Below are 26654 nucleotides of genomic sequence, written 5' to 3' on the forward strand. Positions count from 1 at the left end.
CGCGTATGACGCGCATCGTGTTCTCTGGGGGCAGGATCTTTACCGGCCGGGCGAGCGAGCCCGGCGACGTGGTGGTCGAGGGCGACCGCATCGTCGACGTCGGCATCGGGCTGGACGGCGACACGGTGGTCGACGCGACCGGCCACACGATCCTGCCGGGACTGTTCGACTGCCACGTGCACTTCATGTTCAGCGGCGCCGATCTGGTGCGGTCGCTCAACACCCCGTTCTCGCTGCCGTTCTACGAGGCGATCGGGAACATGAAAGCCACGCTGCAGTGCGGCATCACGACGGTCCGCGACGCGCTCGGCGCCGACCTCGGTGTCGCGGAGGCGGTGCGGCGCGGCCTGGTCCAGGGCCCGCGCATGCAGATCGCGGTCAACATGGTCTCGCAGACCGGCGGCCACAACGACGACTGGATGCAGTGCGGCGCCCACGTCTCACCGCCGTTGCACCCCGGCCTGCCGGACACCGTCGCCGACGGTCCCGAGGAACTGCGCAAGGTCATCCGCACGCTCGTGCGCCACGGCGCCGACATCATCAAGATCGCGTCGAGCGGCGGCGTGATGTCCCCGCGCAGCAACCCCCGTCACGCGCACTTCCGCGACGAGGAGATCGCGATGATCGTGCAGGAGGCCAATGCCGCCGGCATCGCGGTCATGTCGCACGCGATGAGCGGCGACGGCATCCTCACGGCCGTGCGCAACGGAGTCCGGTCCATCGAGCACGGCGTGTTCCTCACCGACGAGGGCGTCGAGGCGATGCTCGAGAACGGCACGTGGCTCGTGCCCACGCTGATGGCCCCGCGCATGGTGCTCGACCAGGCCGCCGCCGGCATGGCGATCTCGGACGTCATCCTCGCCAAGGCCAACTCCGTTGTCGCGCAACACACCCAGGCGTTCCAGAAGGCCCACCAGGCCGGCGTGAAGATCGCGATGGGCACCGACTCCGGCGTCGGCCCGCACGGCGACAACCTCAACGAACTCACGCTGATGGTCGAGTACGGCATGTCACCGGCCGAGGCGCTCCACGCGACCACCAGGTCCGCCGCCGCGCTCATGCGCCTGGAGAACGAACTCGGCGAGCTCGCACCAGGCAAGCTCGCCGATCTCGTACTCGTGGAGGGTGACGCCGAACAGCACGTGAAGGCCGGAACGCTGAAGCAGGCCGTCCGCGCCGTCTACCAGAACGGCGTTTCCCTGTTGTGACTAGTGGTTCGCGTCGGCGCCGATGTGCTTCGCGGCGTCCGGGTCGCGCCGCACCTTGAGGAGGCTGGCGATCGTCGTGATCGCCAGCACGCCGATGATCACCGACAGCGAGACCTCGATGCCGATGGTCGGCACGTGGAAGGGCTCGCCGCCGTTGAGGAACGGCAGGTTGTTGGTGTGCAGGGCTTCCAGGATCAGCTTGACGCCGATGAAGCCGAGGATCACCGACAGGCCGATCGACAGGTAGACGAGCTTCGCGAGCAGTCCGCCGAGCAGGAAGTACAGCTGCCGCAGGCCCATCAGCGCGAACGCGTTGGCCGTGAAGACCAGGAACGGTTCCTTGGTGAGGCCGAAGATCGCGGGGATCGAGTCGAGCGCGAAGAGCAGGTCGGTGGAGCCGATCGCGACCATCACGATGAACATCGGGGTCACGTAGCGCTTGCCGTCGATCTTGATGAACGAGTTCGAGCCGTGGTAGTCGTCGGTGACCGGGAAGACCTTGCGCACCATGCGGAGCATCAGGTTTTCCTTGTACTCCTCTTCCTCGTCGTGGTTCTCCCGCGCCAGCTGCCAGCCGGTGTAGATGAGGAACGCGCCGAAGATGAAGAAGACCCAGCTGAACTTGCTGATGAGCGCCGCGCCGGCCGCGATGAAGATGCCGCGCATGACGAGCGCGAGCAGGATGCCGATCAGCAGCACCTTGTGCTGGTGGATCGAGGGCACCTTGAACGTCGTCATGATGATCAAGAAGATGAAGAGGTTGTCGACGCTCAGCGAGTACTCGGTGATGTACCCGGCGAAGAACTCCGTGGCGTACTGCCCACCGGAGAAGTACCAGATGCCGAGACCGAAGACGGCGGCCATCGCGACGTAGAAGATCACCCAGCGGGCGGCTTCACCGATCGTCACCTCATGGGGTTTTCGATCGACGATCACGAGGTCCACGGCCAGGAGGAGGAGCAGACCACCGATCGTCGCGAGCCACATCCATGCGGGGACGTTCACAACCCAACCTCCGGGATTCTCAGCGCATGCCAGATAAACCCGGAGGTCTCCTCCGCCGCCGAGATGATCTCTCGAACGACCGACGGCACCGGGAGCTCCATGCCGAGCTCCGTACTGACGACACCGCCGCTTAGGGAGTACTCCCCTCCATGCTGCGTCAATATTGTGCTCTACGAAGAGCGGTTAGCGCCACACAGGGTGAGCAGACCCACGCAACCAGGTGCGATGGGAATACACAGCGTGTCGTTCGGGTTGGAACCGTCCACTACCTGAAGGCGTGCTGAAGATCCACTGATGCTGAGACCGCCACCGGATCCCAACAGGTCGTTCTCAGCAAAACTCGCATATCGTCATCGCTGTGTCCCGCCTATCCCGCCTTCGCGGCAGGTGGACGATCCCCGCATTGATCGTGGTACTCGCCCTCGTCGCAGGTGGCGTGTACTTCACTCGATCCGGAGACGACCCTGTTGCCGTTTCCTTCAAAGAAGCGAACATCGACGCACCCGAGAGCCCTGACAGCGCTCAGACGGTGACGATCGAGACCCGCCTCTACCTCCCCCAGCAGACGCCCGCGCCCGCGATCATGCTCGCGCACGGTTTCGGCGGCAGCCTCCGCAGCGTGCACACGCAGGCCGAGGAGTTCGCCCGGCGCGGTTTCGTCGTGCTGACCTGGTCCGCGCGCGGTTTCGGCCGCAGCACGGGCCAGATCGCGCTGAACTCCGTCGACCGCGAGGTCCGCGACGCGCAGAAGCTCCTCGACTTCCTCGGCACACGTGACGAGGTGGAGAAGGACAGCGGCGGCGACCCCCGCGTGGGCGTGACAGGCGCGTCGTACGGCGGTGCGCTGTCACTGCTGCTCGCGGGCGTCGACAAGCGCGTCGACACGATCGTCCCCGTCATCACGTACAACGACCTCGCCCAGTCGCTGCTGCCGAACTCGGCGCTGGCGACACCGCGTGCGGACGCCACCCCGTCCGCCACCGCGTTCGGTGAGGACGGCGTCTTCAAGCGTTCGTGGGCGGGCATCTTCTTCTCGGCGGGCATGACGTCGATCGACCTCTCGTCGCCCACGGGTGAAGCACCCGAGCAGGGCCAGCGGGAGTCGAACCAGAACTCCGGCCAGGCGCCGCAGGCACCCGGAGGCAACTCCGGGGCCCAGGGCCAGCAGCCGCCCACGCCGTCCTTGGGCGCGTGCGGCCGCTTCACGCCCGAGGTCTGCACCGCCTACACCGAGGTCGCCACGACGGGCCGCGCCTCGCAGCAGACGCTCGACCTGCTGCGCAAGTCGTCCCCCGTCGCCGTGGCGGACCAGATCAAGCAGCCGACGATGCTGGTGCAGGGTGAGCAGGACACCCTGTTCGGCCTCGACCAGTCCGACGCCACCGCGCGGCAGATCGCCGCGGCGGGCGGCCAGGTCAAGATGGTCTGGTACGCGGGCGGCCACGACGGCGGCAACCCCGGCACCGCGCTGCGCGGCGAGATCGCTGACTGGATGGACTTCCACCTGCGTGGCAAGGGAACCGACCCCGACACCGGCTTCGAGTACTCGGTGCAGGGCGCGTTCCGCTCGTCCGGCCAGCCGTCGCTGCGCACGGTCGTGGCGCCGTCGTACCCCGGCCTCGCCCAGGGCTCGTCGACCGAGCGCAAGACGCTGAAGCTCACCGGACGCGAGCAGGTCGTCGTGAACCCGGCGGGTGGCAATCCGGCGTCGGTCAGCAACCTGCCGGGCCTCGGTTCGGCGCTGTCCCGGTCGTCGGCGATCTCGTCGCGGCTGTCGCTCGACATGCCCGGCCAGGCCGCCGTGTTCACCTCGGAGGAGCTGACCTCGCAGGTCCTGCTGACCGGGTCGTCGACCGTGAAGTTGAAGGTCGCCCGCGGTGACCAGACCTCCGGCGAGGCGATCCTGTTCGCGAAGCTCTACGACGTCTCCAAGGACGGCACCCGGACGCTGCCGGGCTCGATCGTCGCGCCGTTCCGCGTGGCGCTGCCGACGGACGGTTCCGCGGCCGAGGTGACCGTGACGCTGCCGGGCGCGGTGCGTCCGGTGGAGAGCGAGCACAAGCTGGCTCTCGTGGTGTCGACGACGGACCAGGCGTTCGCGAACGCCGAGCAGCCCGCCGCGTACCGGATCTCGCTGGCCTCCGACGAGATCTCGGTGCCCGTCGTGCCCGGTCGCAACGTCACCGAGGGCTTCCCGATGGAAGCTCTCTGGGGCATCGTGATCGCGCTGCTCGTGCTGATCGGCTCCGGCATCATCGCGATGTTCCGCCGCCGCATGGCGCAGGACTCGGACCCGGACCTCGCGGACGTCCCGTTGGTCATCTCGAACCTCACCAAGGCCTACCCCGGTGGGGTGAAGGCGGTGACGGACCTGTCGTTCCGCGTGGAGCACGGCATGGTCCTCGGTCTGCTCGGCCCCAACGGCGCCGGCAAGACCACGACGCTGCGCATGGTGATGGGCCTGATCCACCCCTCCGAGGGCCACATCCGGGTCTTCGGCCACAAGGTCGTGCCGGGCGCTCCGGTGCTGTCGCGCATCGGTTCGTTCGTCGAGGGTTCCGGCTTCCTGCCGCACCTCTCCGGCGCCGCGAACCTGCGCCTGTACTGGGCGGCCACGGGCCGGCCGCTGGACGAGGCGCACGTCGAGGCGGCGCTGGAGATCGCGGGCCTCGGCAAGGCGGTGCACCGCCGCGTGCGCACGTACAGCCAGGGCATGCGCCAGCGGCTGGCGATCGCGCAGGCGATGCTCGGCCTCCCGGACCTGCTGATCCTGGACGAGCCGGCCAACGGCCTCGACCCGCCTCAGATCCACCAGATGCGCGAGGTCCTGCGCCGCTACGCCGCCGCGGGCCGCACGGTCGTCGTGTCGTCGCACCTGCTGGCCGAGGTGGAGCAGACCTGTTCGCACGTGGTCGTCATGCACAAGGGCCAGCTCGTCGCCGCCGGCGAGGTGTCCGACATCGCGGCGGGAGGCGGCGAGGCGACGTTCCGCGTCGACTCCCCCTCGAAGGCAGCCGATGTCCTGCGGGGCCTCGAAGGCGTGCACGACGTGCACGAGGACGAGGACTCAGTGCACGCGTCGATGAACGGCGTCCCGCGCTCCGCCGCACTCACGGCGTTGGTCGCCGCCGGTGTGGCAGTGGACCAGGCGGGCCCGCGACGCAGGCTGGAAGACGCGTTCTTGGAGCTGGTCGGTGAATGACTTCCTGATGGCAGCGGCGTCCGCCACGGCGGACGCCCCGAGCCCCACCGCGATCGAGGTGCTGGCCGACGCCGGCCTCGACGTGACAGACGAGATCGCGGTGACCCCCGCGTTCGCGCCTGTGCGGACCGCGAACCCCAACCGCACGAAGGCACCGATCCGGCAGGAGGTGGACCGATGAACGAGAACGGCGTCCACACCGACCCCGGCGCGCTCAACGACCTCACCGACGCAGCCGCCCAGCAGCACACCAAGGTGGCGCCGGACGGCTCGTCGGTCGGGTACAAGGCGCGCCGCACGCTCCGCATCCGCGTGGAGCTGCAACGGCAGATCCGCCGCCGCAGGACCCAGCTCGTGCTGGGCTTCCTGGTGCTGCTGCCGTTCATCCTCGCGGCGAGCTTCGAGATCGGCCAGTCCGACCCGAACCGCCGCTCCGGCGGCTTCGTGGACCTCGCGACCGCCAGCGGCATCAACTTCGTGGTGCTCACGCTGTTCGTGAGCAGCAGCTTCCTGCTGCCGATGATCGTGGCGCTGTTCTTCGGCGACACGATCGCGTCCGAAGCGTCGTGGTCGAGCCTCAAGTACCTGCTGGCCGCACCGATCCCGAGGCACCGCCTGCTGCGCCAGAAAGCCATCAGCAGCGGCATCCTCAGCGTCTTCGCCCTGACCCTGCTCCCCGCGGTGGCCTTGGGCGTCGGCGTGGCCTGGTACGGCGCCGGCGAGGTCGTCAGCCCGACCGGCGAGGCCGCCCCGTTTGGTGACGGCGTGCTCGGCATGGCGCTCGCCGTCGTCTACATCTCGATCAACCTGTTCTGGGTCGCGGGCCTCGCGATGTTCCTGTCCGTGTCCACCGACGCACCTCTCGGCGCGGTCGGCGGCACGGTGCTCGTCTCGATCGTGTCGCAGATCCTCGACCAGATCGAGCCGCTCGGGGACCTGCGCAACTACCTGCCGACGCACTACGCGATGGCGTGGGCCGACCTGCTCTCGACCGACATCGACTGGTCGGAGATGACCCGCGGCACGTTCTCCGCGCTCGTCTACGGCGGCATCTTCACGCTGCTCGCGGCGAGGGTGTTCAAGACGAAGGACATCACGAGCTAGCTCACTGCACGCAGAACTCGTTGCCCTCGGGGTCGAGCATCACGACCCAGTGGCCCTTGGCGTCGTTGAACTCCTGGACCTTCGTGGCACCAAGGGAAACGAACCGATCAACCGCCTCCAGCCCGGCGTTCACGTCGAGGTGGAGGCGGTTTTTCGCTGTCTTGCCCTCGGGCACGCGCTGGAAGAAGAACCGCGGGCCGCCGCCCTCGGGATCGATGATCGCCGAGTAGTCGTTGATCGACTCGAACGGGATGCCGTTCTTGACCGCGAAGTCCTCCCACGAGTCGAACCCGGGAGGCGGCGGCTGCACCACGTAACCGAGTGCCTCCGCCCAGAAGGCAGCCAGCTTGCCGGGGTCCGCCGCGTCCATCGTGACCTGGATTCCGATAACCATGAGGCCACGGTAGAGACCAATGCGGACAACCACTGTCCGGAGTAGCGTGCCCTCCCATGTCACGTCCTGTGCACTTCGAGATCCACGCCGCAGATCCCGAGCGAGCGCGGAACTTCTACACCTCGGTCTTCGGCTGGAAGATCGAGCAGTGGGGCGACATCCCCTACTGGACCATCGTCACCGGCGACGACGACCAGCCGGGCGTCAACGGCGGCCTGCTCCCCCGCCGCGGCCCGGACCCGGAGCCGGACGCACCGATCCACGGTTACGTCATGACGATCAGCGTGGTCGACATCGACGTCACCATCGCCGCCATCGAGGTCAACGGTGGCACCGTCGCGCTGCCCAAGGACAAGATGCCCGGCGTGGGCCTGCTCGCCTACTACAAGGACACCGAGAACAACATCTTCGGCATCATCCAGCCGGAAGACCGCTAGACGGCGGGCCGTTTCCCCTTGGGCAACCGCGCGACGACGGCGTCGTAGGAGCCGTCGACCAGTTCCAGCAGGTCGTCGTCGGGCACGGCTCCCTTGAGCGCGACGGTGTTCCACCCGTACCGCCCGATGTAGCCGCTCACCGTGACGTCAGCGGGAAAGCGCTCTCGCCACACCGCGGCGGCCTCGGCGTCCGTGCCGCACTTCAGACCCACGGTGTGCACGTCGAGGCCGATGAAGGCGAACGCCTTCCCGCCGACCTTGCACACCAGTTCGGTCTCGCCCCACGGATACGTCTCCTCCGCGCCGGGCTTGCCGGCGCAGTAGACGATCAACTCGTCAAGTGTCACAACAGAAACTAGCGCGCGCCGAACACCGCGACAAAACGCGTGAGCAACCGGGCGAACTCCACCCGTTCCTCCTCGCTCCAGTCCGCCATCGCGACGGCACAAGCACTCTGCCGGGCCCGGTGCAGCTCAGCGGACGTGGCCCGGCCCCGAGGCGTCCGCACGAGCAACACCCGCCGCCCGTCGGCCTTGTCGGCGACCCTCGCCACCAGCCCGGCGTCGACGGCACTGGTGACGAGCTTGCTGGCCCGAGGCTGATCAACGTGCAAAGCCAAGGCAACACTGGAAACCGTGGCCTGGGCCCCAGTCCGCTCAGCCGTCTCCACCACGTCGAGCACGTCGAAGGCCGGTACAGCCAACTCGGCCAGGGCTCTACGAGACTGACTGCGCCGCACAGCGATCAGCGCCTGCTCCACCGCGGCAAGGTGGGAGTCCACATCCACCCCGAGATCATGGCCGCCCGAGGCCCTGACGAAAGCAGTCCGCGCACATCTCACCCCAGAGGGCGATTTACGGCGGGCGCGCAAATCGTTATGCGGCCTCGGGATTACGCACCGCACACGTCGATCTAACTCAACGCGACACGACCCGCTCCACTATGGACAGGCCGGTCCCGCGACGGTGACGGTGACGGAACGCCGAGACGGTCCAGCTCGGCCACGCACACCCGCACCGCTTCGGTGGCGTCGTAGTAGGCGTCGAGGCGGCGATGCGAGAGCAGAAGCCGCGCTGACGGGCCGAGTTGCGCAGCCATGCAACCGCCCGGAGCTTCACGCAGCTCGAAATCGCTACCGGGACACGCCTCCCGGAGCACGATTTCGAGACCGCCTGCGGCAACAACGTCCTGCTACAGCCCTCGCCCCGTGCAGACGAAGCTACGTGCGTAATTCACCTGTCATTTGACCCCCGCGGCGTCCATGCCCCTGAGTTCCTTCTTCAGGTCCTGGATCTCGTCGCGCAGCCGAGCCGCCAGCTCGAACTGCAGATCACGGGCGGCGTTCATCATCTGGTCCGACAGCGACTGCACCAGGTCCGCCAGCTCCGACCGGGCCATCCCTGCCCGCTCGTGCGACGCGACCACGCCCGAGGAACGGCCACCTTCTCCGGTGGCTCGCTTGCCGCGGGACTGGTTTCGGCCGGACCCGCCGACCGGGACCTCGTCCTCGATCTCGGAGTACACCGCCTCCAGGATGTCGGTGATCTTCTTCCGCAGCGGCTGCGGATCGATGCCGCGCTCGGTGTTGTACGCGACCTGCTTCTCGCGCCGCCGGTTGGTCTCCTCGATCGCGTGCCGCATCGAGTCGGTGATCCGGTCCGCGTACATGTGGACCTCACCGGACACGTTGCGAGCGGCGCGGCCGATCGTCTGCACCAGCGACGTGCCGGAGCGCAGGAAGCCTTCCTTGTCCGCGTCCAGGATCGCCACCAGCGACACCTCGGGGAGGTCGAGACCCTCCCGCAGCAGGTTGATGCCGATCAGCACGTCGAACTCGCCGAGCCGGAGCTGCCGCAGCAACTCGACGCGGCGCAGCGTGTCGACCTCGGAGTGCAGGTACCGGACCCGGATGCCCAGCTCCAGCAGGTAGTCCGTCAGGTCTTCCGCCATCTTCTTGGTCAGCGTGGTGACCAGCACCCGCTCGTCACGCTCGGCCCGCTCGCGGATGGAGTGCACCAGGTCGTCGATCTGGCCCTCGGTCGGCTTCACGACGACCTCGGGGTCGACGAGGCCGGTCGGCCGGATGACCTGCTCGACGAACTCGCCGCCGGCCTGGCCCATCTCGTACGGGCCCGGGGTCGCCGACAGGTACACGACCTGGCCGATCCGGTCGGCGAACTCCTCCCACGTCAGCGGGCGGTTGTCGAGCGCGGAGGGCAGGCGGAAACCGTGCTCCACGAGGTTGCGCTTGCGAGACGCGTCGCCCTCGTACATGCCGCCGATCTGCGGCACCGTCACGTGCGACTCGTCGATGACCATCAGGAAGTCGTCGGGGAAGTAGTCGATCAGCGTCGCCGGCGCCGTGCCCGCCGCGCGGCCGTCGATGTGGCGCGAGTAGTTCTCGATGCCGTTGCAGAAGCCGACCTGCTTCATCATCTCCAGGTCGTACTGGGTGCGCATGCGCAGGCGCTGGGCCTCGAGCAGCTTGCCCTGGCGTTCCATCTGGGCGAGCGACGTCTCCAGCTCGGCCTCGATGTCGCGGATCGCGCGCTCCATGCGCTCCGGGCCCGCCACGTAGTGCGTCGCGGGGAAGATCCGCAGCTCGGAGACCTCCTTCACCACGTCGCCGGTGAGGGGGTGGAGGTAGTAGAGCTTGTCGATCTCGTCGCCGAAGAACTCGACGCGGACCGCGAGCTCCTCGTAGGACGGGATGATCTCGACCGTGTCGCCGCGCACGCGGAACGAGCCGCGGGTGAACGACATGTCGTTGCGGGTGTACTGGACGTCGACCAGCAGCCGCAGGAACGCGTCGCGGTCGACCTCCACACCCGTCTCCAGGTGGATCGAGCGGTCGAGGTAGGACTGGGGCGTGCCCAGGCCGTAGATGCACGACACCGACGCGACCACGATGACGTCGCGCCGGGTCAGCAGCGACATCGTGGCCGAGTGGCGCAGGCGCTCCACGTCCTCGTTGATCGAGGAGTCCTTCTCGATGTACGTGTCCGTCTGCGGGATGTACGCCTCGGGCTGGTAGTAGTCGTAGTAGCTGACGAAGTACTCCACCGCGTTGTGCGGGAAGAGCTCCTTCAGCTCGTTCGCCAGCTGGGCGGCCAGGGTCTTGTTCGGCGCCATCACCAGCGTGGGGCGTTGCAGCTTCTCGACCAGCCACGCCGTCGTCGCCGACTTGCCGGTACCGGTGGCGCCGAGCAGCACCACGTCGCGCTCGCCGGAGCGCACGCGGCGTTCGAGGTCGGCGATCGCAGCCGGCTGGTCGCCTGCCGGCTGGTACTCGCTGACCACGCGGAACTGACCGTCGGTGCGCTCGATGTCGCCGACGGGACGGTGCTCGGAGTGCGCCTTGACGGTGCTTTCCTCTGGCGGGAGCTCGGTTGCGAAAGCCACGGGAAGCACGTTACGCCGGAGGTCTGACAATTTCCGATTAGCCCTGTTCAGAGCCCTTAATCGCAGGGGCAGCAGCAACAGTCGCAGCCGTTGCAGTCGCAGTTCGGACCGCAGTCTCCGCCGTCGCACCCGTCCCGCCGCTTGTCGCTCCACGGGCCCGGGAACGGGTCGCGGCAGCAGAACTGGCACGTGCCGCACATGTAGAGGAACGCCCCGCACCCCTCGAAGCACCCGCGCGGCTGCCGCTGCCAGTTCAGCCTCGGGTACGCCCACAGCCCGCTGCCCGGATCCGACCAGCGGGGCTTGCCCGGCGGGTACTCGTGCCGCTTGCGCTTGCCGAACACGCGGATGACCGACTCTTCCAGCTCGTGCACCATCAGCTTGTGGACGAGTCGCGAGTCGGTGAACTCCACGTCGCCGAGCGCCAGCCTGACCCCCGCCACGGCGTCCAGGCACAGCCGGTGCGCCTCGGCGACCGACGTCCCCGTGGAGAGCAGCGGGTTCCACGCTCCCGAGGCCCGGTCCTCCTCCAGGTCCTCCGCGGCGTCGATGAGGTGCGCGACCCGCCCGAACAGCCGGCCCACCTCGCGCAACGACTCGGCGTTCTGCGGCCTCCCGGCGATCACGGCGGTCTGCGCGAAGGCGAACCCCGTCGCGGTCTCGGTCGGCTCGGTGACCACGAGCACGGAACTGCCCAGCCCGGCTCCGGCCTCCACCTCGGGCTGCCGCCGGACCGCGTCCACCATCACCGACGCGTCGAACCCGAGCCCGGACGCCGTTTCGAGGCCCTTGGCGGCCCAGCGGCGGGCCACCACCCGCCCCGCCCACGGAACCCTGCCCGCGAGCCCGTCGCCGTCGTCCACGTGGTCCTGGATCTTCAACGACGCCAGCACCAGCGACACCGACGCCGCGAGCCGCGCCCCGTCACCGATGGCCACGTCCGCGGACTTCATGCCGCGCAGCGCACACGGCCCGGCTGTCCGCCGCGAGACGCTGGACTGCGCCTCCACCACGGCCGAGATCATCAGCCCGTCGTAGTTCGTGACGAGACGCGAGAGATGACCGTGCTCGTCGCGCAACGACAGGCACATTCCACAAAGGTGTGAGAGCCACGAGGACTGCAGCTCAGCGCCCAACCTGTTGCGACAGGGGCGGATGATCCCGAACATGCGCGGCATCCTAAGTGGCCGCGGGGCCCGGCGATGGCAGTATCGCGGACGTGGCACACATCCATCCGCCGAAGATCGAGTACTTCGACCTGGACGCCAAGAGCAACACCGACCCCAAGGGGCAGCTGAGGAGCGTCGACGAGTTCCGGCTCACGCCGACCGGCCTCTACATGTTCCGGCCGCTCGCCGGGCATCCGAAGATCAGCCACTTCGAGAGCTGGTTCCTGCCCAAGCTCAACATCCGCGTGACGCGTCAGTCCTGGCACCCCGGTCATCAGCTCGACTTCGACTTCTACGTCGACGTCGTGGAGATCAACGCGATCGGCAGCGTCTGGAAAACAACCGATCTGTACCTCGACCTGATAGTCCGAACGGGCCACAGCGTGACTGTTTTGGACACGGACGAGTTGATCTCCGCAGTTCAACACAAGTTTCTCTCCCCGGAACGCGCGCAATGGGCGCTGGAAACCACCTACTCGGCGGTGTCCGGCATTTCAGCGCACGGTCACGATGTGGTCAGGTGGCTCACCTATTCGGGTTGTCCTACGACCTGGCGTTGATACACAGAGCGTGTTCGTCACCTGACCGTGACGTAACAAATCGACCCAGCGTGTAACTGGGAGCACATATTTGACTACGCTCGGCGGCGTGGGAGCGGTCACTACACCTCAGTTGGTCGATGTCGTCGACACCATTTCGGGCGTGCGCTCGTATTCGTCGGGTGGCGCGCGAACTCTCAGTTCGTGCTATGTCGAACGGTGGGGTCTGCGAATCGAGCATCCCACTCCGGAAGACCCGTTCTCGGACTCCGAGGTCACCTGGCTGATGCCCGAACTGGGCCTGCGCCTGACCACTTACCGCCCGCGTTCCCGGCACGCGCGCAGCAGCCCGAGCGTGCTGTCCGCGGTGCGGGTCGAGCGCGACCACCGCCACTGGCAGACCACGGACCTGCTGCTGGGCCTGGCCGTCCCCGGCGGCACCACGGCCCGCATCGTGCGCAGCGAGGACTTCGCCGCCGCCGTCGCGGGCCGCGTGCTGCGACCGGGCGACGCAGACCAGGCGCTGCGCACGGTCCACCGCACTCTCGAAGAGCTCAGCAACGTCAACCACAACCTGACGTCGTGGCTGACGTGGCAGGGCATCTACGACTCCTGGCCGCCCCTGTAGGCCTGGACGCGCTCCACGGCCGTCTCCATCCACGGTTCCTTGGCCTCACCGTAGGCGAAGGCACCGGCATCGCCGGCGAACCGCTCTGACAGCTCGAGCTTGACGTTCGCGTACTCCTCACGCGCCTGCGCGTCGTGCCGCAACCAGTCCCGGAAGTCGACGGCCCACCGCCAGTTGGCGGCCCCCTCGACCCGCAGGTGCAGGTTCACCCGACGCCCGGGGTCAGACCCGGCGTGCAAGCGCTTGCTCCAGTCCCCGTCACCACGAGGCGTGTCCTCGTACGGCCCGACGTACGGAAAACCGGCCTGCCCCAACGCCTCCCGCAGGCCGTCGGCGGTCTCCATGTCCTCGACGGCGAGCTGGAAGTCGAGCACGTCCTTGGCCGCGAGCCCAGGCACCGCAGTGGACCCGATGTGCTCGACATGCCGCCCACCGGCAGCCAAACTGATCCGCCGCGCGATCCGCCGGGCCTGCGCGGGCCACCGCCCGTCGTAGGGCACCACGATCGGCGACCCGGACGCGTACGACTGCGTCCGCAGGTTCTTCTCGAACCCCACCAACCGATCCCACAACGCGGTGACGTCCGGAACCTCACCACTGTTGTCGAGCCACACGTCCGCAACGGCCCGCCGCTGCTCGTCAGTCGCCTGAGCGGCAATGCGCTTCTCAGCGTCCTGCCGATCCATCCCCCGACTCGTGACAAGCCGCTCCAGCCGGGTGGACGAGTCCGCGTGAACCACGATCACCAGGTGGTACACGGCCGCCATGTCCCGCTCCACCAGCAACGGGATGTCGTGCACGACGATGGCGTCCTCAGGAGCCTCAGCCATCCGCTGCCCGGTCAACGCACCGATACGAGGGTGCGTGATCCCGTTGAGCGTCTGCCGAGCCTCCTCACTGGCAAAAGCCTTGGCAGCCAACGCGGCCCGATCAAGCGAGCCGTCAGCCTGAAGCACGTCCTCACCGAACGCCTCGACGACCTCAGCGAGCCCGTCACTCCCAGGCTCGAGCACCTCACGAGCAAGCTTGTCCGCATCGATCACCACAGCGCCGTTCTCCACGAGCAACCGCGCGATCGTCGACTTCCCGGACCCGATTCCCCCGGTCAACCCCACCCTGAGCATGCCGGTCAGATTAGACCGGAGGCGTCATGGACTGCGCGGCCAGCACGGGAAGGATCGCGACGAGCTTCTCCTTGGGGATGAAGTTGTTCCGGTTGCGCACCACGAACGTCGACTTCCCAAGGGACCCGATGAGCAACTGCTCGTCCTTGCCCTCGACCAACGTCCCCTTCTGCTTGCCGACGTCGACCTCGGAGACCTTCGCCCCCTCACCCCGCTCAGCCTCGACGCTCTCGGTGACACGGGTACGAGCAGTCAGATCGTCGGTGTACGTCGACAACCCAATGACGATCTTGGCGTCCAGGAGCCCCTTCTTCTCGGGAATCCCGTAATAACAGTCGATCTTGCCGGTTCGCCCGATCCCAGGCTCCTTGATCCCGACGATGATCCGGGGCTCCCCGGGCAACTCCTGCCCGAGAGCCGCGTTCATGACATCAACGGGCACCACGAGCTCACAGTCGTCCGGCAACGCCCGATCCACCATCACCGGCACCCGAGAGGGAACTGTGGAAGGGGTGATCCGAGGAATCTGCGGCGGCGGCGCCTGAGTCTGAGGCACGGCAGCAGAGCAGGCGGCAGCACAGACAACCAGCACACCCGCACCGACTGCGACGAAGAACCTGTTCCCACGCATAGGTTTGTCAACCTACACAACGAGGTTCGGCCTCCACCACAGAGTGAACGGGTTACAAAGCGCCGTTCGACATGGCCGTGAGACTCGCCCACGCGAGCGGACTCGTCATCCTCCCGGAACGCCATCTCCGTTGTGCGGAGCGCAGTGCCCACGGCGCCGGTTCCCCTTCGGCCAGCCGCACGTAGAGGTGACCGAGGATGCCGGCGGTCGAGTGACCGGACGCGGCTCCGTCGGGCAGCGGGAACAGACCACCGATCACCGTGGTCGCTCCCTGGCAGGGCATGACCGACGGAATGCCGGTCGGATCCGTGCCGACCCGACGGTCGAGACTGCCGGAGAAGCAGGCGCCCACGACGACCGTCGCCGGAAAGCGCAACCCGATCATCCGTCCCGCCGACAGCCGGACGGACCGGCGCGGGTCGAGGATCAGCGAATGGGCGAGGCCGGCCCTGCCGTCACCGTGCACGGACAACGCGAGCACCTCGTACTCGTCACCGCGGGCGAGCGCGTCGACCAACGCATCCGGGCCGCCGGCCTCGGTGACCGCGTCCGGCCAGGCGTAGCCGAGCGCCGACCGTTCGACACCGAGCCCGGACTCGTCGACCCCGCTCAGGTAGCTGAGCACTCCCCTGCCCTCGGCTGCGCCCGGATACTGGCCGAACAACGAGCACGAAGGCACAAGCGCCACGGCCGCGTGGTCGATCAGCGCCGTGTCCGCGGTGATCGACAGGGCAGACCAGGGCAACGACCACAGACCGCTGTCCGGTGAGAACAGCACGAGAGGAACGTCCGAGTCCGGGGAGACGCGGGCGAAGTGGTCGCCGAACCCCGGTGGCAGCACCCGCGGGCCCAGTTCCGTCCAGCCCGCGGCGTCCGACAACGCACGGCACTGGAGCGTCTTGTGCCAGTTCTTCGCCGACGTGCGAGGCGGGTCGCCCGCGCCGATCACCTCGCGCAACGTGCTCGCCTGCGCCTGGGTGAGCACGTGCCGGTACGGCTCCGGGTCCTCGCCGGGGCGGATCCAGCTGCCGTAGACGACGGTGCGGTCCTCCTCGTCCTGCACCAGTCTCACCATGACGACGTGGTGGGCGACGGGCACGCTCAGCTGACGCCGGATCGACGGCGCCGCGACGAGCTGGCGGAACCGCGCGGACGCGGCGACCTCGAGGCGCTCGTACACGTCGAGCGCCGGTGCGCGCGTGGGCGCTTCGGGATCTTCCAGCACGGCGAGGTCGGCCAGCAGCTTGCTGATGACGGCCGGCAACCCCGCCTGCTCCTCCTCGTTCGCCAGCCCCGCACGCAGCACGTGCGCGATGTCGCTCTCGCGCAACATCTGCAGCGTCGCGGTGTAGGTCGCGTTCGCTCGCTCGTCGCCCGCCAGGGCGAGCGCCGCGCTGAGCTCCAGCACGCGCTGCTCGACCTCCGCCGTCTGCGACATCACGTCTGCCTGGTGCTGACGCCAGCCCCTGCCGACCTTCATGTCGCAGATCGCCCGCAACAGCTCGAAGCCCACGCCCAGTTCCGCGGCCACGGCGCCTTCGATTCGTTCTAGTGCGAAGCGGGCAGACAGCAACTGCACGCGCAGGTACAGCGGCGAGTCAGGAGCAAGGAGGCCGTCCGCTTCGTCGAGCAGCCGGCGGCACCCGGCGAGGTCACCGAGGGCCGACACAGCGACGGCCTCCCAGTACAACGCCTCCGCAGCCATCATCGGGACGCGGTGTCTGCGGGCGAGCCGCAGCGCCTCACGGGCATGGTCAGCGGCGAGCGCGTCGTTGTCGAGCGCGAGGTGGGCTCTCGCGAGCGACAGTTCGACCCGCACGACGGTCTGGACGAACGCTCCGCGCTTGTTCACCCGCTTGACCTCGGTGAACGTGTCGAGCGCGGCGGCGAAGTCCTCCTGCTGCAACTGGATCTCGCCGACCTGGTTCATCATCTCGCCGAGTGCGGCGGAGTTCCTGCCGTTGCGCTGCTGCGCGTACACGGCCCGGTAGAACTCAAGGGCTTTTCGCGCACTCGGCACGGCTACGTCAGCGCGTCCGAGCACGTGGGCGATCCGGGCGCGGTGGAACTCGACCTGCGCGCCGAGCGCCGGGATCTCCTCCAGTTCCGGTCGCGCCCCCAGGTCGTCGAGGAGCAGCATCGCCGTACCGAATTCGTTCGCCCGCACGAGCTCATCCGCACGCTGCAAGCCCTTCAGCACGGCCTGGGTGCGCTCCAGCATCGCGCCGGACGGGTTCCGCACGCCGAGGCTGACACCCATCCACCTGTTGATCAGCTTCGGGGCGAGGAAGAGCAGGACGGTGATCGCCAGCCCCCAGGGCCAGAACGGGTCGAACACGTCATTCCTCCTCAGCCTGCTTGACGCGCAGATCGTGGGTGCCGTGCACCAGGCGGATCGCGGTCCGCGGAATCAGCACGAACTCCTCGTTCACCCGCGTCAGCGGGACGTTGCCGGGACCCGACAGCGAGATCGGCCTGCGCAACACCACCGCGTCACGGTCCGGGTCGTCGACGTCGGACACCGCGCGGAACACACCCTCGACGACGCGGCCGTCGTCGAGCTCGACCGCCAGGTAGGCGGGCTTGCCGTTCTTCTTGGCGGACAGGACTCCGCTCCACACCGAGCCCTGCCGGATCTGCGCCGGCTGTTCCCGGGAACGCCGGGTCCACAGCCAGCCGGCCAAGGTCGCGAGGCCGAGGCTCAACGGCAGCACCAGGGCGAGTGCGCGGAGGACGTCCCACGGCCGGGCCCGCAACGCGTTGGCGTCACCGAAGACCTCGGCCGCGCTGAGCAGACCGGGTACCAGCTCACCGACGCCGAGCGTCGCCACGACAGCGACGGCCGTGGCGAGTGCGCCCGCGGTGGCCATCTCGACGAGTTCGACCACCGGGCTACGGCTGTCCCTGGAGTGGAACCGCGCGATCATCCGATGGAAGACGAACCCCGGTGACAGCGCCGCGATCAGGAAGATGAAGCCCGCCACCGTTCCCGGGGGCATGCGCGGTCAGCTCGACTTCGGCTCGGGCGGCTTCGGGGCGAACGGGTCCGGCGGCTCGTACTCGAGGTCGTCGTCGCCGTCCACATAGGACCGCCACTCCGGGTCAGGCTCATGAGGAGTCATGTTCATCCTCATCGACCACACGCGCGCGCTCGTTAGCCGGGACGCAAGCGGCATCCGGGTGAACCGACAACAAAGACCCCCACACCCAAAACGGGTGCAGGGGCCTTCGAAGGGTCTAACCAGCGACTCACATACCGCCGGACAGCTTCTCCCGCAGAGCAGCGAGCTGCTCGTCAGAAGCGAGCGTGCCACCGGACTGAGCCGGCGCGCCAACCGAAGCGGAAGGAGCGTCGCCACCGGAGGTGTAGTTGCCCGCACCCTCGGCCGAAGCCTCTTCCTCGGCCTCGGCGGCCTTGCGGATCTGCTTCATGTGGGCCTCGTAACGAGTGTGCGCCTCGGCGTACTGGCGCTCCCACTCCTCACGCTGCTTGTCGAAGCCCTCGCCCCATTCCTGCGACTCCGGGTCGAAGCCTTCGGGGTAGATGTAGTTGCCCTGGTCGTCGTACTCGGCGGCCATGCCGTACTGGGTCGGGTCGAACTCGGAGTCGACCGTGAAGCCCTCGTTGGCCTGCTTGAGCGACAGCGAGATGCGGCGACGGTCGAGGTCGATGTCGATGACCTTGACCATGACGTCGTCGCCGACCTGCACGACCTGCTCCGGGATCTCGACGTGGCGCTCGGCCAGCTCGGAGATGTGGACCAGGCCCTCGATGCCCTCGTCCACGCGGACGAACGCACCGAACGGAACCAGCTTCGTGACCTTGCCCGGCACGATCTGACCGATCGCGTGGGTGCGGGCGAACTGGCGCCACGGGTCTTCCTGCGTGGCCTTCAGCGACAGGGAGACGCGCTCGCGCTCCATGTCGACGTCGAGGACCTCGACGGTGACTTCCTGGCCGACCTCGACAACCTCGGACGGGTGGTCGATGTGCTTCCAGGACAGCTCCGAGACGTGGACGAGACCGTCGACGCCACCCAGGTCCACGAAGGCACCGAAGTTGACGATCGAGGACACGACGCCCTTGCGGACCTGGCCCTTCTGCAGCTGGTTGAGGAACTCGCTGCGGACCTCGGACTGGGTCTGCTCGAGCCACGCGCGGCGGGACAGGACCACGTTGTTGCGGTTCTTGTCCAGCTCGATGATCTTCGCCTCGAGCTCACGGCCGACGTACGGCTGGAGGTCGCGGACGCGACGCATCTCGACGAGCGAGGCGGGAAGGAAGCCACGGAGGCCGATGTCGAGGATGAGACCACCCTTGACGACCTCGATGACCGTGCCCTTGACGGGCTCGTCCTTCTCCTTGAGGGCCTCGATGGTGCCCCACGCGCGCTCGTACTGGGCGCGCTTCTTGGAGAGGATCAGACGGCCTTCCTTGTCCTCCTTCTGGAGAACAAGCGCCTCGACCTCGTCACCGACCTTGACGACCTCGTTGGGGTCGACGTCGTGCTTGATCGACAGTTCGCGCGAGGGGATGACGCCCTCGGTCTTGTAGCCGATGTCGAGCAGGACCTCGTCCCGGTCGACCTTGACGATCGTGCCCTCAACGATGTCGCCATCGTTGAAGTACTTGATCGTCTTGTCGATAGCTGCGAGGAAGTCCTCCTCCGTCCCGATGTCGTTGATCGCGACCTGCTTGGGAGCAGCGGCAACGGGGGCGGTGGTGGTGTCGGTGGACATTAGGTAGGTGGCTCCGGTACGGATTGGCATCGATGGCTTGGAGTGGTGCGCGCGCAGCGTCGCAGCGACCTGGAATCCGGCGGGTCTGGATCATGGGCAGCACTAACCCACTACGCACGCGATATCGTACGCGGCCGCAAGACGCGCAAGCAAACCAGCCCCCATGTGAAGGAGCAGTGTGTCCAACCAGCACGCGAGCGCGGAACACGCGCTCGGCACCGCCGGCATCGTCAAGCGGGGGGCGGACGCCGCCGAGTCGAGGGTGGCGAACCGGATCTGGTGGGACGCGGACGCCGACGACTACCACCAGACGCACGGCGATTTCCTGGGCGCGGCGGACTTCGTGTGGTGCCCGGAGGGACTGCGCGAACAGGACGCCCGGTTCCTGGGTGAAATCGCTGGTCAGCGCATCCTGGAGGTCGGCTGCGGCAGCGCGATGTGCGCCCGCTGGCTCAAGGACAACAAGGCTGACGCGACCGCCTTCGACATCTCCGAGGGCATGCTCCGGCACGCCCGCACCGCCAACGCCGAGACCGGCATCGACGTGCCGCTCGTGCAGGCCAGCGCCGACCAGCTGCCGTTCCGGGACGACTCGTTCGACGCCGCGTGCTCCGCGTTCGGCGCCGTCCCGTTCGTCGCGGACGTTCAAGAGGTCTTCAGCGAACTCGCCCGCGTGTTGCGGCCCGGCGCGCCCTGGGTGTTCGCGGTCAACCACCCGATGCGGTGGATCTTCCCCGACGACCCGGGCCCGCTCGGCCTCACCGTCACGCAGTCGTACTTCGACCGCACGCCCTACGTGGAGGTCGACGAGGAGGGCAAGGCGACCTACGTCGAGCACCACCGCACCCTCGGCGACTACGTCCGGGCCCTCACGAACACCGGTTTCGTGCTCGAGGACCTGGTCGAGCCCGAGTGGCCGAAGGGCCACACCCGCAACTGGGGCCAGTGGAGCCCCCTGCGCGGCAAGCTCTTCCCCGGCACCGCGATCTTCCGGACCCGCCTGACGTCGTAATCTCAACGGCCATGACCTCGGCACGCGGACTAGTGGCGGCCCAGTCAGCCCGTTTCGCCTCACTGGACCCCCTGCTCCCGCCCGCCACCGAACCGCCCGCGGACGGCCACGTCCTCACGGCGGCACTGGCGGACGGCACGCGCGTGGCCGGGGTCGTCAGTCACCAGAGCTTCGAGCCGCACACGACCACGCGGCTGTGGTCGGCGGCGGAGGTGTGGGAGATGCTGCCGCTGGTCGGCGGCTCGCAGGGCATGGACGCGCTGCTCACCCGCTTCCGCCGGCACCTCGACGCGCAGGAGCTCCACGAGGACACGGCGTGCGTCGTGCACTGGCCGAGCCGCGACACGAAGGCCGCGCGGGCGTTCCTCGACCACGGCCTGGTGCCGCTGTCCGTGCTCGCCGTGCGCCTGCGCACCCCGACGCAGCACATCTCCCGCACGCTCACGATCCGCCGTGCGACCCCGCACGACCTGGAGACCGTGCTGGAGCTGTCGCTCGCCGAGTTGGAGTACTCCTCTTATGTCGGCTCCACGATCGTGCGCCCGAACGCCGCCGTGGTGAAGCGTCGCGCGCTGACCGAACGCCTCAAGAACGCAAGCCCGATCTGGCTCGCCGAACGCGACGGCATCGCGGTGGCGCTCGCCGAGTGCGCGGTCGTCTCGTCCGAACCCGGCACGATGGCGGCCGCCCGGCTTCCCCAAGGCCGCTGGGGGTACGTGAACTGCGTCTCGGTGCTTCCCGGCGCCCGCGGCACGGGCATCGGCCAGCAGCTCCTCGCCCACGCCCACCAGGAGCTCCACCGGATGGGCACGGTCGGCACGTACCTCTACTACAACCCGCCGAACCCGTTGAGCAGCGTCTTCTGGCCGCGTCAGGGCTACCGGCCGCTGTGGACCGTCTGGGAAGTACGCCCCGCGTCCGCCCTTAGGTGACCTATGTCCGAGTTGCCAGCGGCAGCAGACTGCGAGAGAATTTGTACTGACCGGTCAGTTTAAAAGAAGGGTAAAGGCCGTGGAAATCCACGCAAGTCGCGCAGGCGTCAACGGGGGCCATGGTCCCCTGCTCCGGCCGACTTCGCTGACCGTGAAGCCCGGCGAGCTGACCCTGGTCGCGGGTGAGCCCGGTGCTGGTCACACGGCCCTCGCCCTCCTTCTCTCCGGTCGCATGAAGCCTTCGACGGGCACCGTGTCCCCGGACGCGAAGACGCTGCGCAAGCGCGTCGTGATCGTCGACGCCCCCGAGGTGAACGAACCGGAAGAGGCGCTGACGTTGTCCGCCGTCGTCGGCGAGGAGCTCGCGATGAACGGCATGCCCTCCGGCAAGAAGGCAGTGCACGACTGGTTGGTGGAGCACGCCGCCGATGAGCACGCGGACAAGCGCTTCGAGCACGTGCCGGCGCAGACGCGGTGCGCCGTGATGCTCGAACTGGCCGTTGCACGCCCAGGCGTCACGGCGCTGATCCTCGACTGCCCCGACCGGTACCACCCCAACCCGCGCGAGTGGTTCGCCCTGGCCCGCGACCACGTGACCCCCGAACGGTCCGTCGTCGTCCTGTGCTCGAACTCCTCCGCGCAGATTCTTCTTTCGGTCAACATCCTCGACACCCCGCACGCGCGCCTTGGTGAGGACAACAACACCAAGATGGAGATCACCGCATGAGCGCCCTTCGCATGGCCTTCAACGAGATCCGCCGGATCACCTCCGGCAAGCTCCCCAAGCTCGCCGTCCTGGCTCTGGCGCTCGTGCCCCTGCTGTACGCATCGCTCTACCTGTACGCCAACAAGGACCCGTACGCGAACCTCAACCACGTCCCCGCCGCGCTGGTCGTGAAGGACAAGGGCGCGAAGGACCTCAACGCCGGCAAGGACGTCGCGGACGAGCTGCTGAAGGGCCAGAAGTTCAACTGGAAGGTCGTCGACGAGGCCGACGAGGGCGTGCGCAAGGGTGAGTACATCTTCGCCCTCACGCTCCCGGAGGACTTCTCCGAGGCGCTCACGTCCGCGGAGCAGAACAAGCCGCGCCAGGGCGTCCTGACCCTGACGACCAACGACGCCAACAACTACCTCGGCTCCACGATCGCGAACCAGGTCGTCTCCGAGGTGCGCCGCGCGGTCACGGCCAAGGTCTCCACCGAGGCCGCCGACAAGCTCCTGCTCGGCTTCTCCACGATCCGCCAGGAGACCACCAAGGCCGTCGACGGCGCGAAGCAGCTCGCGGACGGCAGCGCGACGCTGCGCGACAAGCTCGGCGAGCTCGACAGCGGCGTCCAGCAGCTCTCCACGGGCGCGGTGACGGCGGCCAACGGCGCCGCGCAGCTCCGTGACGGCACGCACGAACTCCGCTCGCAGACCGCGGCTCTGCCCGACGGCGCCAAGAAGATCGCCGACGGCGCGCGCCAGGTCGCGACCGGCAACGAGACCGCGGCGACCCAGGCCGAGGAGTACGCGAAGAAGGCCCAGGCCCTCGTCGGTGTGCTCGACCAGGCCAACGGTGACATCGCGACCCGCTTGCGCACCTTGGGTTTCACCGAGGAGCAGGTCCAGAACGTGCTGACCACGCTCGGCCAGGTCCGCAAGCCGGTGGACGACGCGAACGGCAAGGTCCAGGGCGCCGCGGGTGATCTCCGCAAGCTCGCGACCGGCGCGGACCAGGTGGCCGCCGGCGCCGAGCAGCTCAGTTCCAAGATGCCCGGACTGGTCGCGGGCGTCGGGAGGCTCGACGACGGCGCGACGAAGCTCGCCGACGGCAACGCCCAGCTGCGCGACGGCCTGCAGAAGGCGGCGACGGGCACCCCGCAGCTCAAGGACGGCGCCGCGAAACTCGCCGACGGATCGACGCAGCTGTACGACGGCCTGTCCGGTGGTGTCGACAAGATCCCGAACCAGGACGACCCGACGCGCGCCGCGATCGCGCAGGCGATCGGTGACCCGGTTGCGGTGCGCGGCCTGTCCCAGACGAAGGCCGCCACGTACGGCGCTGGTCTGGCCCCGTTCTTCCTCGGCCTGGCGACCTGGATCGGCGCGTTCGTGCTCTTCCTGCTGCTGCGCCCGCTCTCACGGCGTGCGCTCGCCGCCGGCCAGTCGGCTCTGCGCGTCGCGTTGGGCGGTTGGCTCCCAGGTGCATTGCTGGGCATCGTGCAGGTGTTCGTGATGTTCACGGTCGTACGGTTCGTGGTCGACATCGAACCGTCGAACCCCTTCGGCACGTTCGGGTTCCTCGCGCTGATGTCACTGACGTTCGTGGCGATCCTGCACGCGCTGAACGCCGCGTTCGGCGCCGTCGGCAAGTTCCTCGGCCTGATCCTGCTGATCCTCCAGCTGGTCAGCGCGGGTGGCACGTTCCCGTGGCAGACGATCCCCGTGCCGCTGTACCCGCTGCACTACGGCCTGCCGATGGGCTACGCGGTCGACGGTCTGCGCCACCTCATGTACGGCGGTGACCTCGGCAGCGTCGGAAAGGACGCGCTGATCCTTCTCGCCTGGCTGGTCGGAGCCCTAGCCTTGTCGTCCGTGGCGGCCTACAAGCAGCGCGTGTGGACAGCGTCCAAGCTCAAGCCGGAGCTCGTGCTGTGAGCGCCCGGACGACGGCGACCAAGCAGAAGCTCTTCGACGCGGCGTTGAAGCTGGTCGGTGAACGGGGCGCGGCCTCGGTGACGGTCGACGAGATCGCCGCGGAGGCGGGTGTCGCCAAGGGCACGATCTACTACAACTTCGCCTCGAAGGACGCCCTGGTCGAAGCGCTGCTGCACCACGGCGTGGAGATCCTCGCGGGCAGGCTTCGGTCCGCGGAGGGGTCCGAGGACTCGCTGGAGGCGCTGGTCGACGAGATGCTCGGCTTCTGGGCCGAGTACCCGGCGTTCGGCCAGCTGCTCGTCTCGGAGTTGTGGCGCACCCCCGGCCAATGGCACGGCACTCTCTCGTTGCTGCGCGACGACATCGTGTCGATCGTGCGCGGTCAGATGAAGCGCTTGTCCGACGCGGGCCGTCTGCCCGCCGGGGTCGAGGTCGGCACCGCGTCGGCGGCGTTGTTCGGCACGTTGCTCGTGATCGCCCTGGACTGGCAGGTGTTCCAGCCGGAACGGTCACGGGCGGAGGTGCGCGAGTCGGTCATGCTGCTGGTGCGGGGGATGCGCTCGGCCCGCTGACCGAACGACCCGATCGAGCGATGCATTTGGCCGAGCGGGGCCAAAACCCCGCCGGTACGAACGAAAGATGCCGAAACTGCTGAGCATCGCCACCGTCCTGCTCGCGACCATCGCCCTCACGGCGTCCCCCGTGCTGGCCGAGCCGGACCCCGTGCCCGCGAAGGCCACCGCCGACTTCCAGGAAGCGCTGTTCACCCCGGTCGACGGAGTCCTCGACCTCGAGGAGACAGCCGACGGCATCAAGGTCACCGGCAAGTTCCAGAAGGGCTTCGCCTCCGACCTGCCGTCGGACTACCAGCTGGTCGTCCTCGACGACGCCGAGGTGGTGCTCGACTTCAGCAAGGACTTCCAGAAGGTCGCCGAGATCGAGGCGGCGGAGGTGGCGGAGTTCGAGTTCGTCACGAAGACCAAGCAGAAGATCGCCGACATCCGCAACGAGGACGTGGTCGTCCGTCAGCTCGTGAACGTGGCGGCCGGCATCAAGGTGCAGGCGGAGACGGGCCGGGCCAAGATCGTGAAGACCGAGACCCGCTAGACGTCAGCGGGCGTCCTCGTGATGCAGCGAGGGCGCCCGTCCTTCCAGTCCGCGCTCCACGGCCTCCAGCACCGCACGGCTCGTGCGCTGCATGGCGTCGTGGGCGAAGTGAGCGAGCAACACCTGCTGTGTCGGGTGTGGGAGCACAGGGTCTGGCACCGGCGCGGACGTGTGCACCTCCACCACTGGCGCGCCCTCTGCCAGAAGGTGCCGCACGGCATTGAGCACGCTCACGCGATAGTTGACGTGCACCCACGCGACCAGCAGGTTCACCAGGTGTCCGCCGAGCTCGTACTCGACCTCCGCCGCCAGCTTCACGGGATCGGCCCAGTCGGCCCTGACCCACGTCGGACGGTGCCCCTGCGAGATCGACGCCCGCGCCGCCCGTCCAGGACCGTCGTCGGCCATCAGCGGTTGGGTGCGCGACGGCAGCACCACGCGCCATCCGCGTGCCACGAGTTGTCCCGCGCAGCCGGCCAGCATGCCCGTTCCACCGAGCACCAGTGCGGTTCTCACCGAGCACGCTCCTCCCCGACCGAGGCGAGCGGGCCCGAGAGCCACCGCTCCACCTGTGCCTGCCCGCGCAACCGCACGACCACCACGTCGTCGACCAGGGCGAGCACCCTGGCCCGGTTGCGCCGGTAGCTCTTCCAGCCCCATCGCAAAATGTGCCCGGAGTCGGTGAACGCCGACCACAGCGACGGCTCCTGGTTACCGTTCCACAACTCCACCCCTGCCGCGCGACGTCTGATCGTGCGACTCACGAGCCGTCCCATCACGACCGGGAACCGGTGGTCGAGCCACACCACCGTGTCCGCCCTCGCGAGCAATGCGGGTCGCGCCACCTTGTACTGGTACTCGGTGACCCAGTGGTCCTCGCGGGCGAACGCGGCGACCTCGGTGTGGAACTCCGGCCGCGGGGTCCACCGCGGCCCCCAGTAGAGGCTGTCCAGTTCGACTCGCCGCAGGTCGTGCTGCTCGGCGATGCGCAGGCAGAGCGTCGACTTGCCGGATCCGGCGTTGCCGGCGACGAGGACGCGCCGGGGCACGTGCGGCAGCGGATCGGCTGGTCCGAGCAACGGCATCAGGCCAGGCTAGCGGCCCTGAAAAGGCCGTTGGGCCCCCGGAGAGACTCCGGGGGCCCAACGGATGAAACAACGTCAGAGAGCGGTGACGTTCGTCGCCTGCGGGCCCTTCTGGCCCTGCGTGATGTCGAACGAGACCTTCTGGTTCTCCTCGAGGCTGCGGTAGCCGCCACCGTTGAGGGCCGAGTAGTGGACGAAGACGTCAGCGCCGCCGTCCTCGGGGGCGATGAAGCCGAAGCCCTTTTCAGCGTTGAACCACTTGACGGTGCCGTTTGCCATGTACTGCTTCTCCTTG

27 protein-coding genes are annotated in these 26654 nt (G+C 68.2%); 13 read left to right on the plus strand and 14 right to left on the minus strand.

The features are described from left to right. The first annotated feature begins 5 nt into the window (after window positions 1-5). The gene (locus PV646_RS00510) at window positions 6-1208 is read left to right on the plus strand and encodes a metal-dependent hydrolase family protein (protein WP_500339454.1); all 1203 of its coding nucleotides are present in this window, start codon (window positions 6-8) and stop codon (window positions 1206-1208) included. Here the strand turns inward: PV646_RS00510 and PV646_RS00515 are convergent, their stop codons facing one another. Next, window positions 1209-2213, minus strand: a complete 1005-nt coding sequence (locus PV646_RS00515) for a TerC family protein (RefSeq protein ID WP_500339455.1) — start codon at window positions 2211-2213, stop codon at window positions 1209-1211. 529 nt (window positions 2214-2742) lie between these two features. Here PV646_RS00515 and PV646_RS00520 point away from each other — a divergent pair. The 3 genes from PV646_RS00520 to PV646_RS00530 are packed head-to-tail and all read left to right on the plus strand — an operon-like array spanning window position 2743 to window position 6519. Beyond that, complete coding sequence (locus tag PV646_RS00520) at window positions 2743-5415, plus strand: alpha/beta fold hydrolase (protein ID WP_500339456.1); 2673 nt, start codon at window positions 2743-2745, stop codon at window positions 5413-5415. Continuing rightward, window positions 5408-5596: a hypothetical protein gene (locus PV646_RS00525; protein ID WP_500339457.1), complete on the plus strand. Its 189-nt coding sequence runs from the start codon at window positions 5408-5410 to the stop codon at window positions 5594-5596. The genes PV646_RS00520 and PV646_RS00525 overlap by 8 nt, the downstream gene beginning before the upstream one ends. Beyond that, on the plus strand, window positions 5593-6519 hold the full coding sequence (locus PV646_RS00530; RefSeq protein WP_500339458.1) for an ABC transporter permease: 927 nt from the start codon (window positions 5593-5595) through the stop codon (window positions 6517-6519). Before PV646_RS00525 ends, PV646_RS00530 begins: the two co-directional genes overlap by 4 nt. A 1-nt stretch (window position 6520) precedes the next feature. Here PV646_RS00530 and PV646_RS00535 read toward each other — a convergent pair whose 3' ends face one another. Next, the gene (locus PV646_RS00535) at window positions 6521-6913 is read right to left on the minus strand and encodes a VOC family protein (protein WP_500339459.1); all 393 of its coding nucleotides are present in this window, start codon (window positions 6911-6913) and stop codon (window positions 6521-6523) included. A 56-nt stretch (window positions 6914-6969) separates the two neighbouring features. Between PV646_RS00535 and PV646_RS00540 the strand changes: the two genes are divergently transcribed. Then, window positions 6970-7350 (plus strand): VOC family protein, encoded by a 381-nt coding sequence (locus tag PV646_RS00540; protein ID WP_500339460.1) that lies wholly within the window; start codon window positions 6970-6972, stop codon window positions 7348-7350. Here the strand turns inward: PV646_RS00540 and PV646_RS00545 are convergent. The 4 genes from PV646_RS00545 to PV646_RS00560 all read right to left on the minus strand — a co-directional run bounded on the left by PV646_RS00545 (window position 7347) and on the right by PV646_RS00560 (window position 11921). After that, complete coding sequence (locus PV646_RS00545) at window positions 7347-7682, minus strand: MmcQ/YjbR family DNA-binding protein (protein WP_500339461.1); 336 nt, start codon at window positions 7680-7682, stop codon at window positions 7347-7349. The two genes, PV646_RS00540 and PV646_RS00545, sit on opposite strands and share 4 nt — an antisense overlap. A 23-nt stretch (window positions 7683-7705) precedes the next feature. Further along, window positions 7706-8137, minus strand: a complete 432-nt coding sequence (locus PV646_RS00550) for a MarR family winged helix-turn-helix transcriptional regulator (protein ID WP_500339462.1) — start codon at window positions 8135-8137, stop codon at window positions 7706-7708. 452 nt (window positions 8138-8589) lie between these two features. Further along, window positions 8590-10752 (minus strand): excinuclease ABC subunit UvrB, encoded by a 2163-nt coding sequence (gene uvrB / locus PV646_RS00555; RefSeq protein WP_500339463.1) that lies wholly within the window; start codon window positions 10750-10752, stop codon window positions 8590-8592. 56 nt (window positions 10753-10808) lie between these two features. After that, window positions 10809-11921 carry a DUF5685 family protein gene (locus PV646_RS00560; RefSeq protein WP_500339464.1) on the minus strand — a complete coding sequence of 371 codons (1113 nt, stop codon included), beginning with the start codon at window positions 11919-11921 and terminating at the stop codon, window positions 10809-10811. 50 nt (window positions 11922-11971) lie between these two features. Between PV646_RS00560 and PV646_RS00565 the strand changes: the two genes are divergently transcribed. Both PV646_RS00565 and PV646_RS00570 read left to right on the plus strand, forming a co-directional pair. Then, window positions 11972-12481, plus strand: a complete 510-nt coding sequence (locus PV646_RS00565) for a ribonuclease FAU-1 family protein (protein WP_500339465.1) — start codon at window positions 11972-11974, stop codon at window positions 12479-12481. 88 nt (window positions 12482-12569) lie between these two features. Next, a complete protein-coding gene (locus PV646_RS00570) occupies window positions 12570-13088 on the plus strand; it encodes a ribonuclease FAU-1 family protein (protein ID WP_500339466.1) in 519 nt (172 codons plus the stop codon). On the opposite strand, the gene coaE is transcribed toward PV646_RS00570, so the two are convergent. The 5 genes from coaE to rpsA all read right to left on the minus strand — a co-directional run bounded on the left by coaE (window position 13064) and on the right by rpsA (window position 19583). Continuing rightward, window positions 13064-14212 carry a dephospho-CoA kinase gene (gene coaE, locus PV646_RS00575; RefSeq protein WP_500339467.1) on the minus strand — a complete coding sequence of 383 codons (1149 nt, stop codon included), beginning with the start codon at window positions 14210-14212 and terminating at the stop codon, window positions 13064-13066. The genes PV646_RS00570 and coaE overlap by 25 nt on opposite strands. 10 nt (window positions 14213-14222) lie before the next feature. Continuing rightward, on the minus strand, window positions 14223-14693 hold the full coding sequence (locus PV646_RS00580; protein WP_500339468.1) for a hypothetical protein: 471 nt from the start codon (window positions 14691-14693) through the stop codon (window positions 14223-14225). 202 nt (window positions 14694-14895) lie between these two features. Continuing rightward, a complete protein-coding gene (locus tag PV646_RS00585; RefSeq protein ID WP_500339469.1) occupies window positions 14896-17181 on the minus strand; it encodes a CHAT domain-containing protein in 2286 nt (761 codons plus the stop codon). Between the two features lies 1 nt (window position 17182). Further along, window positions 17183-17842, minus strand: a complete 660-nt coding sequence (locus PV646_RS00590; protein ID WP_500339470.1) for a DUF6338 family protein — start codon at window positions 17840-17842, stop codon at window positions 17183-17185. Window positions 17843-18092: 250 nt separating this feature from the next. Next, window positions 18093-19583 carry a 30S ribosomal protein S1 gene (rpsA, locus tag PV646_RS00595; RefSeq protein ID WP_189159748.1) on the minus strand — a complete coding sequence of 497 codons (1491 nt, stop codon included), beginning with the start codon at window positions 19581-19583 and terminating at the stop codon, window positions 18093-18095. Window positions 19584-19761: 178 nt separating this feature from the next. Between rpsA and PV646_RS00600 the strand changes: the two genes are divergently transcribed. The 6 genes from PV646_RS00600 (at window position 19762) to PV646_RS00625 (ending at window position 25274) form a co-directional block, all read left to right on the plus strand. Beyond that, a complete protein-coding gene (locus PV646_RS00600) occupies window positions 19762-20595 on the plus strand; it encodes a class I SAM-dependent methyltransferase (RefSeq protein ID WP_500339471.1) in 834 nt (277 codons plus the stop codon). 11 nt (window positions 20596-20606) lie between these two features. Beyond that, complete coding sequence (locus PV646_RS00605) at window positions 20607-21527, plus strand: GNAT family N-acetyltransferase (protein WP_500339472.1); 921 nt, start codon at window positions 20607-20609, stop codon at window positions 21525-21527. A 79-nt stretch (window positions 21528-21606) separates the two neighbouring features. Continuing rightward, complete coding sequence (locus tag PV646_RS00610) at window positions 21607-22254, plus strand: ATP-binding cassette domain-containing protein (protein ID WP_500339473.1); 648 nt, start codon at window positions 21607-21609, stop codon at window positions 22252-22254. After that, a complete protein-coding gene (locus PV646_RS00615) occupies window positions 22251-24167 on the plus strand; it encodes a YhgE/Pip family protein (protein ID WP_500339474.1) in 1917 nt (638 codons plus the stop codon). Before PV646_RS00610 ends, PV646_RS00615 begins: the two co-directional genes overlap by 4 nt. Then, window positions 24164-24739, plus strand: coding sequence for a TetR/AcrR family transcriptional regulator (locus tag PV646_RS00620; RefSeq protein WP_500339475.1), 576 nt, complete (start codon window positions 24164-24166; stop codon window positions 24737-24739). The genes PV646_RS00615 and PV646_RS00620 overlap by 4 nt, the downstream gene beginning before the upstream one ends. A gap of 67 nt (window positions 24740-24806) precedes the next feature. Continuing rightward, window positions 24807-25274 carry a hypothetical protein gene (locus PV646_RS00625; protein ID WP_500339476.1) on the plus strand — a complete coding sequence of 156 codons (468 nt, stop codon included), beginning with the start codon at window positions 24807-24809 and terminating at the stop codon, window positions 25272-25274. A 3-nt stretch (window positions 25275-25277) separates the two neighbouring features. On the opposite strand, the gene PV646_RS00630 is transcribed toward PV646_RS00625, so the two are convergent. The 3 genes from PV646_RS00630 to PV646_RS00640 form a co-directional block, all read right to left on the minus strand. Then, window positions 25278-25790: a hypothetical protein gene (locus PV646_RS00630; protein WP_500339477.1), complete on the minus strand. Its 513-nt coding sequence runs from the start codon at window positions 25788-25790 to the stop codon at window positions 25278-25280. Continuing rightward, window positions 25787-26359, minus strand: a complete 573-nt coding sequence (locus PV646_RS00635) for a P-loop NTPase family protein (protein WP_500339478.1) — start codon at window positions 26357-26359, stop codon at window positions 25787-25789. The genes PV646_RS00630 and PV646_RS00635 overlap by 4 nt, the downstream gene beginning before the upstream one ends. 75 nt (window positions 26360-26434) lie before the next feature. Then, window positions 26435-26638, minus strand: a complete 204-nt coding sequence (locus PV646_RS00640; protein ID WP_030476842.1) for a cold-shock protein — start codon at window positions 26636-26638, stop codon at window positions 26435-26437. Window positions 26639-26654: the final 16 nt, after the last annotated feature.

Origin of the sequence: Streptomyces sp. ID05-26A (assembly GCF_033794685.1) — a bacterium.
Lineage (GTDB): Bacteria > Actinomycetota > Actinomycetes > Mycobacteriales > Pseudonocardiaceae > Lentzea.

Coding starts and splice junctions, on each gene's coding strand:
- PV646_RS00605 (WP_500339472.1), top strand. CDS start 20,607: ATGACCTCGGCACGCGGACTAGTGGCGGCCCAGTCAGCCCGTTTCGCC.
- PV646_RS00510 (WP_500339454.1), top strand. CDS start 6: ATGACGCGCATCGTGTTCTCTGGGGGCAGGATCTTTACCGGCCGGGCG.
- PV646_RS00535 (WP_500339459.1), bottom strand. CDS start 6,913: ATGGTTATCGGAATCCAGGTCACGATGGACGCGGCGGACCCCGGCAAG.
- PV646_RS00615 (WP_500339474.1), top strand. CDS start 22,251: ATGAGCGCCCTTCGCATGGCCTTCAACGAGATCCGCCGGATCACCTCC.
- PV646_RS00530 (WP_500339458.1), top strand. CDS start 5,593: ATGAACGAGAACGGCGTCCACACCGACCCCGGCGCGCTCAACGACCTC.
- PV646_RS00540 (WP_500339460.1), top strand. CDS start 6,970: ATGTCACGTCCTGTGCACTTCGAGATCCACGCCGCAGATCCCGAGCGA.
- PV646_RS00560 (WP_500339464.1), bottom strand. CDS start 11,921: ATGTTCGGGATCATCCGCCCCTGTCGCAACAGGTTGGGCGCTGAGCTG.
- PV646_RS00580 (WP_500339468.1), bottom strand. CDS start 14,693: ATGGTGGATCGGGCGTTGCCGGACGACTGTGAGCTCGTGGTGCCCGTT.
- PV646_RS00640 (WP_030476842.1), bottom strand. CDS start 26,638: ATGGCAAACGGCACCGTCAAGTGGTTCAACGCTGAAAAGGGCTTCGGC.
- coaE (WP_500339467.1), bottom strand. CDS start 14,212: ATGCTCAGGGTGGGGTTGACCGGGGGAATCGGGTCCGGGAAGTCGACG.
- rpsA (WP_189159748.1), bottom strand. CDS start 19,583: ATGTCCACCGACACCACCACCGCCCCCGTTGCCGCTGCTCCCAAGCAG.
- PV646_RS00590 (WP_500339470.1), bottom strand. CDS start 17,842: ATGCCCCCGGGAACGGTGGCGGGCTTCATCTTCCTGATCGCGGCGCTG.
- PV646_RS00635 (WP_500339478.1), bottom strand. CDS start 26,359: ATGCCGTTGCTCGGACCAGCCGATCCGCTGCCGCACGTGCCCCGGCGC.
- PV646_RS00625 (WP_500339476.1), top strand. CDS start 24,807: ATGCCGAAACTGCTGAGCATCGCCACCGTCCTGCTCGCGACCATCGCC.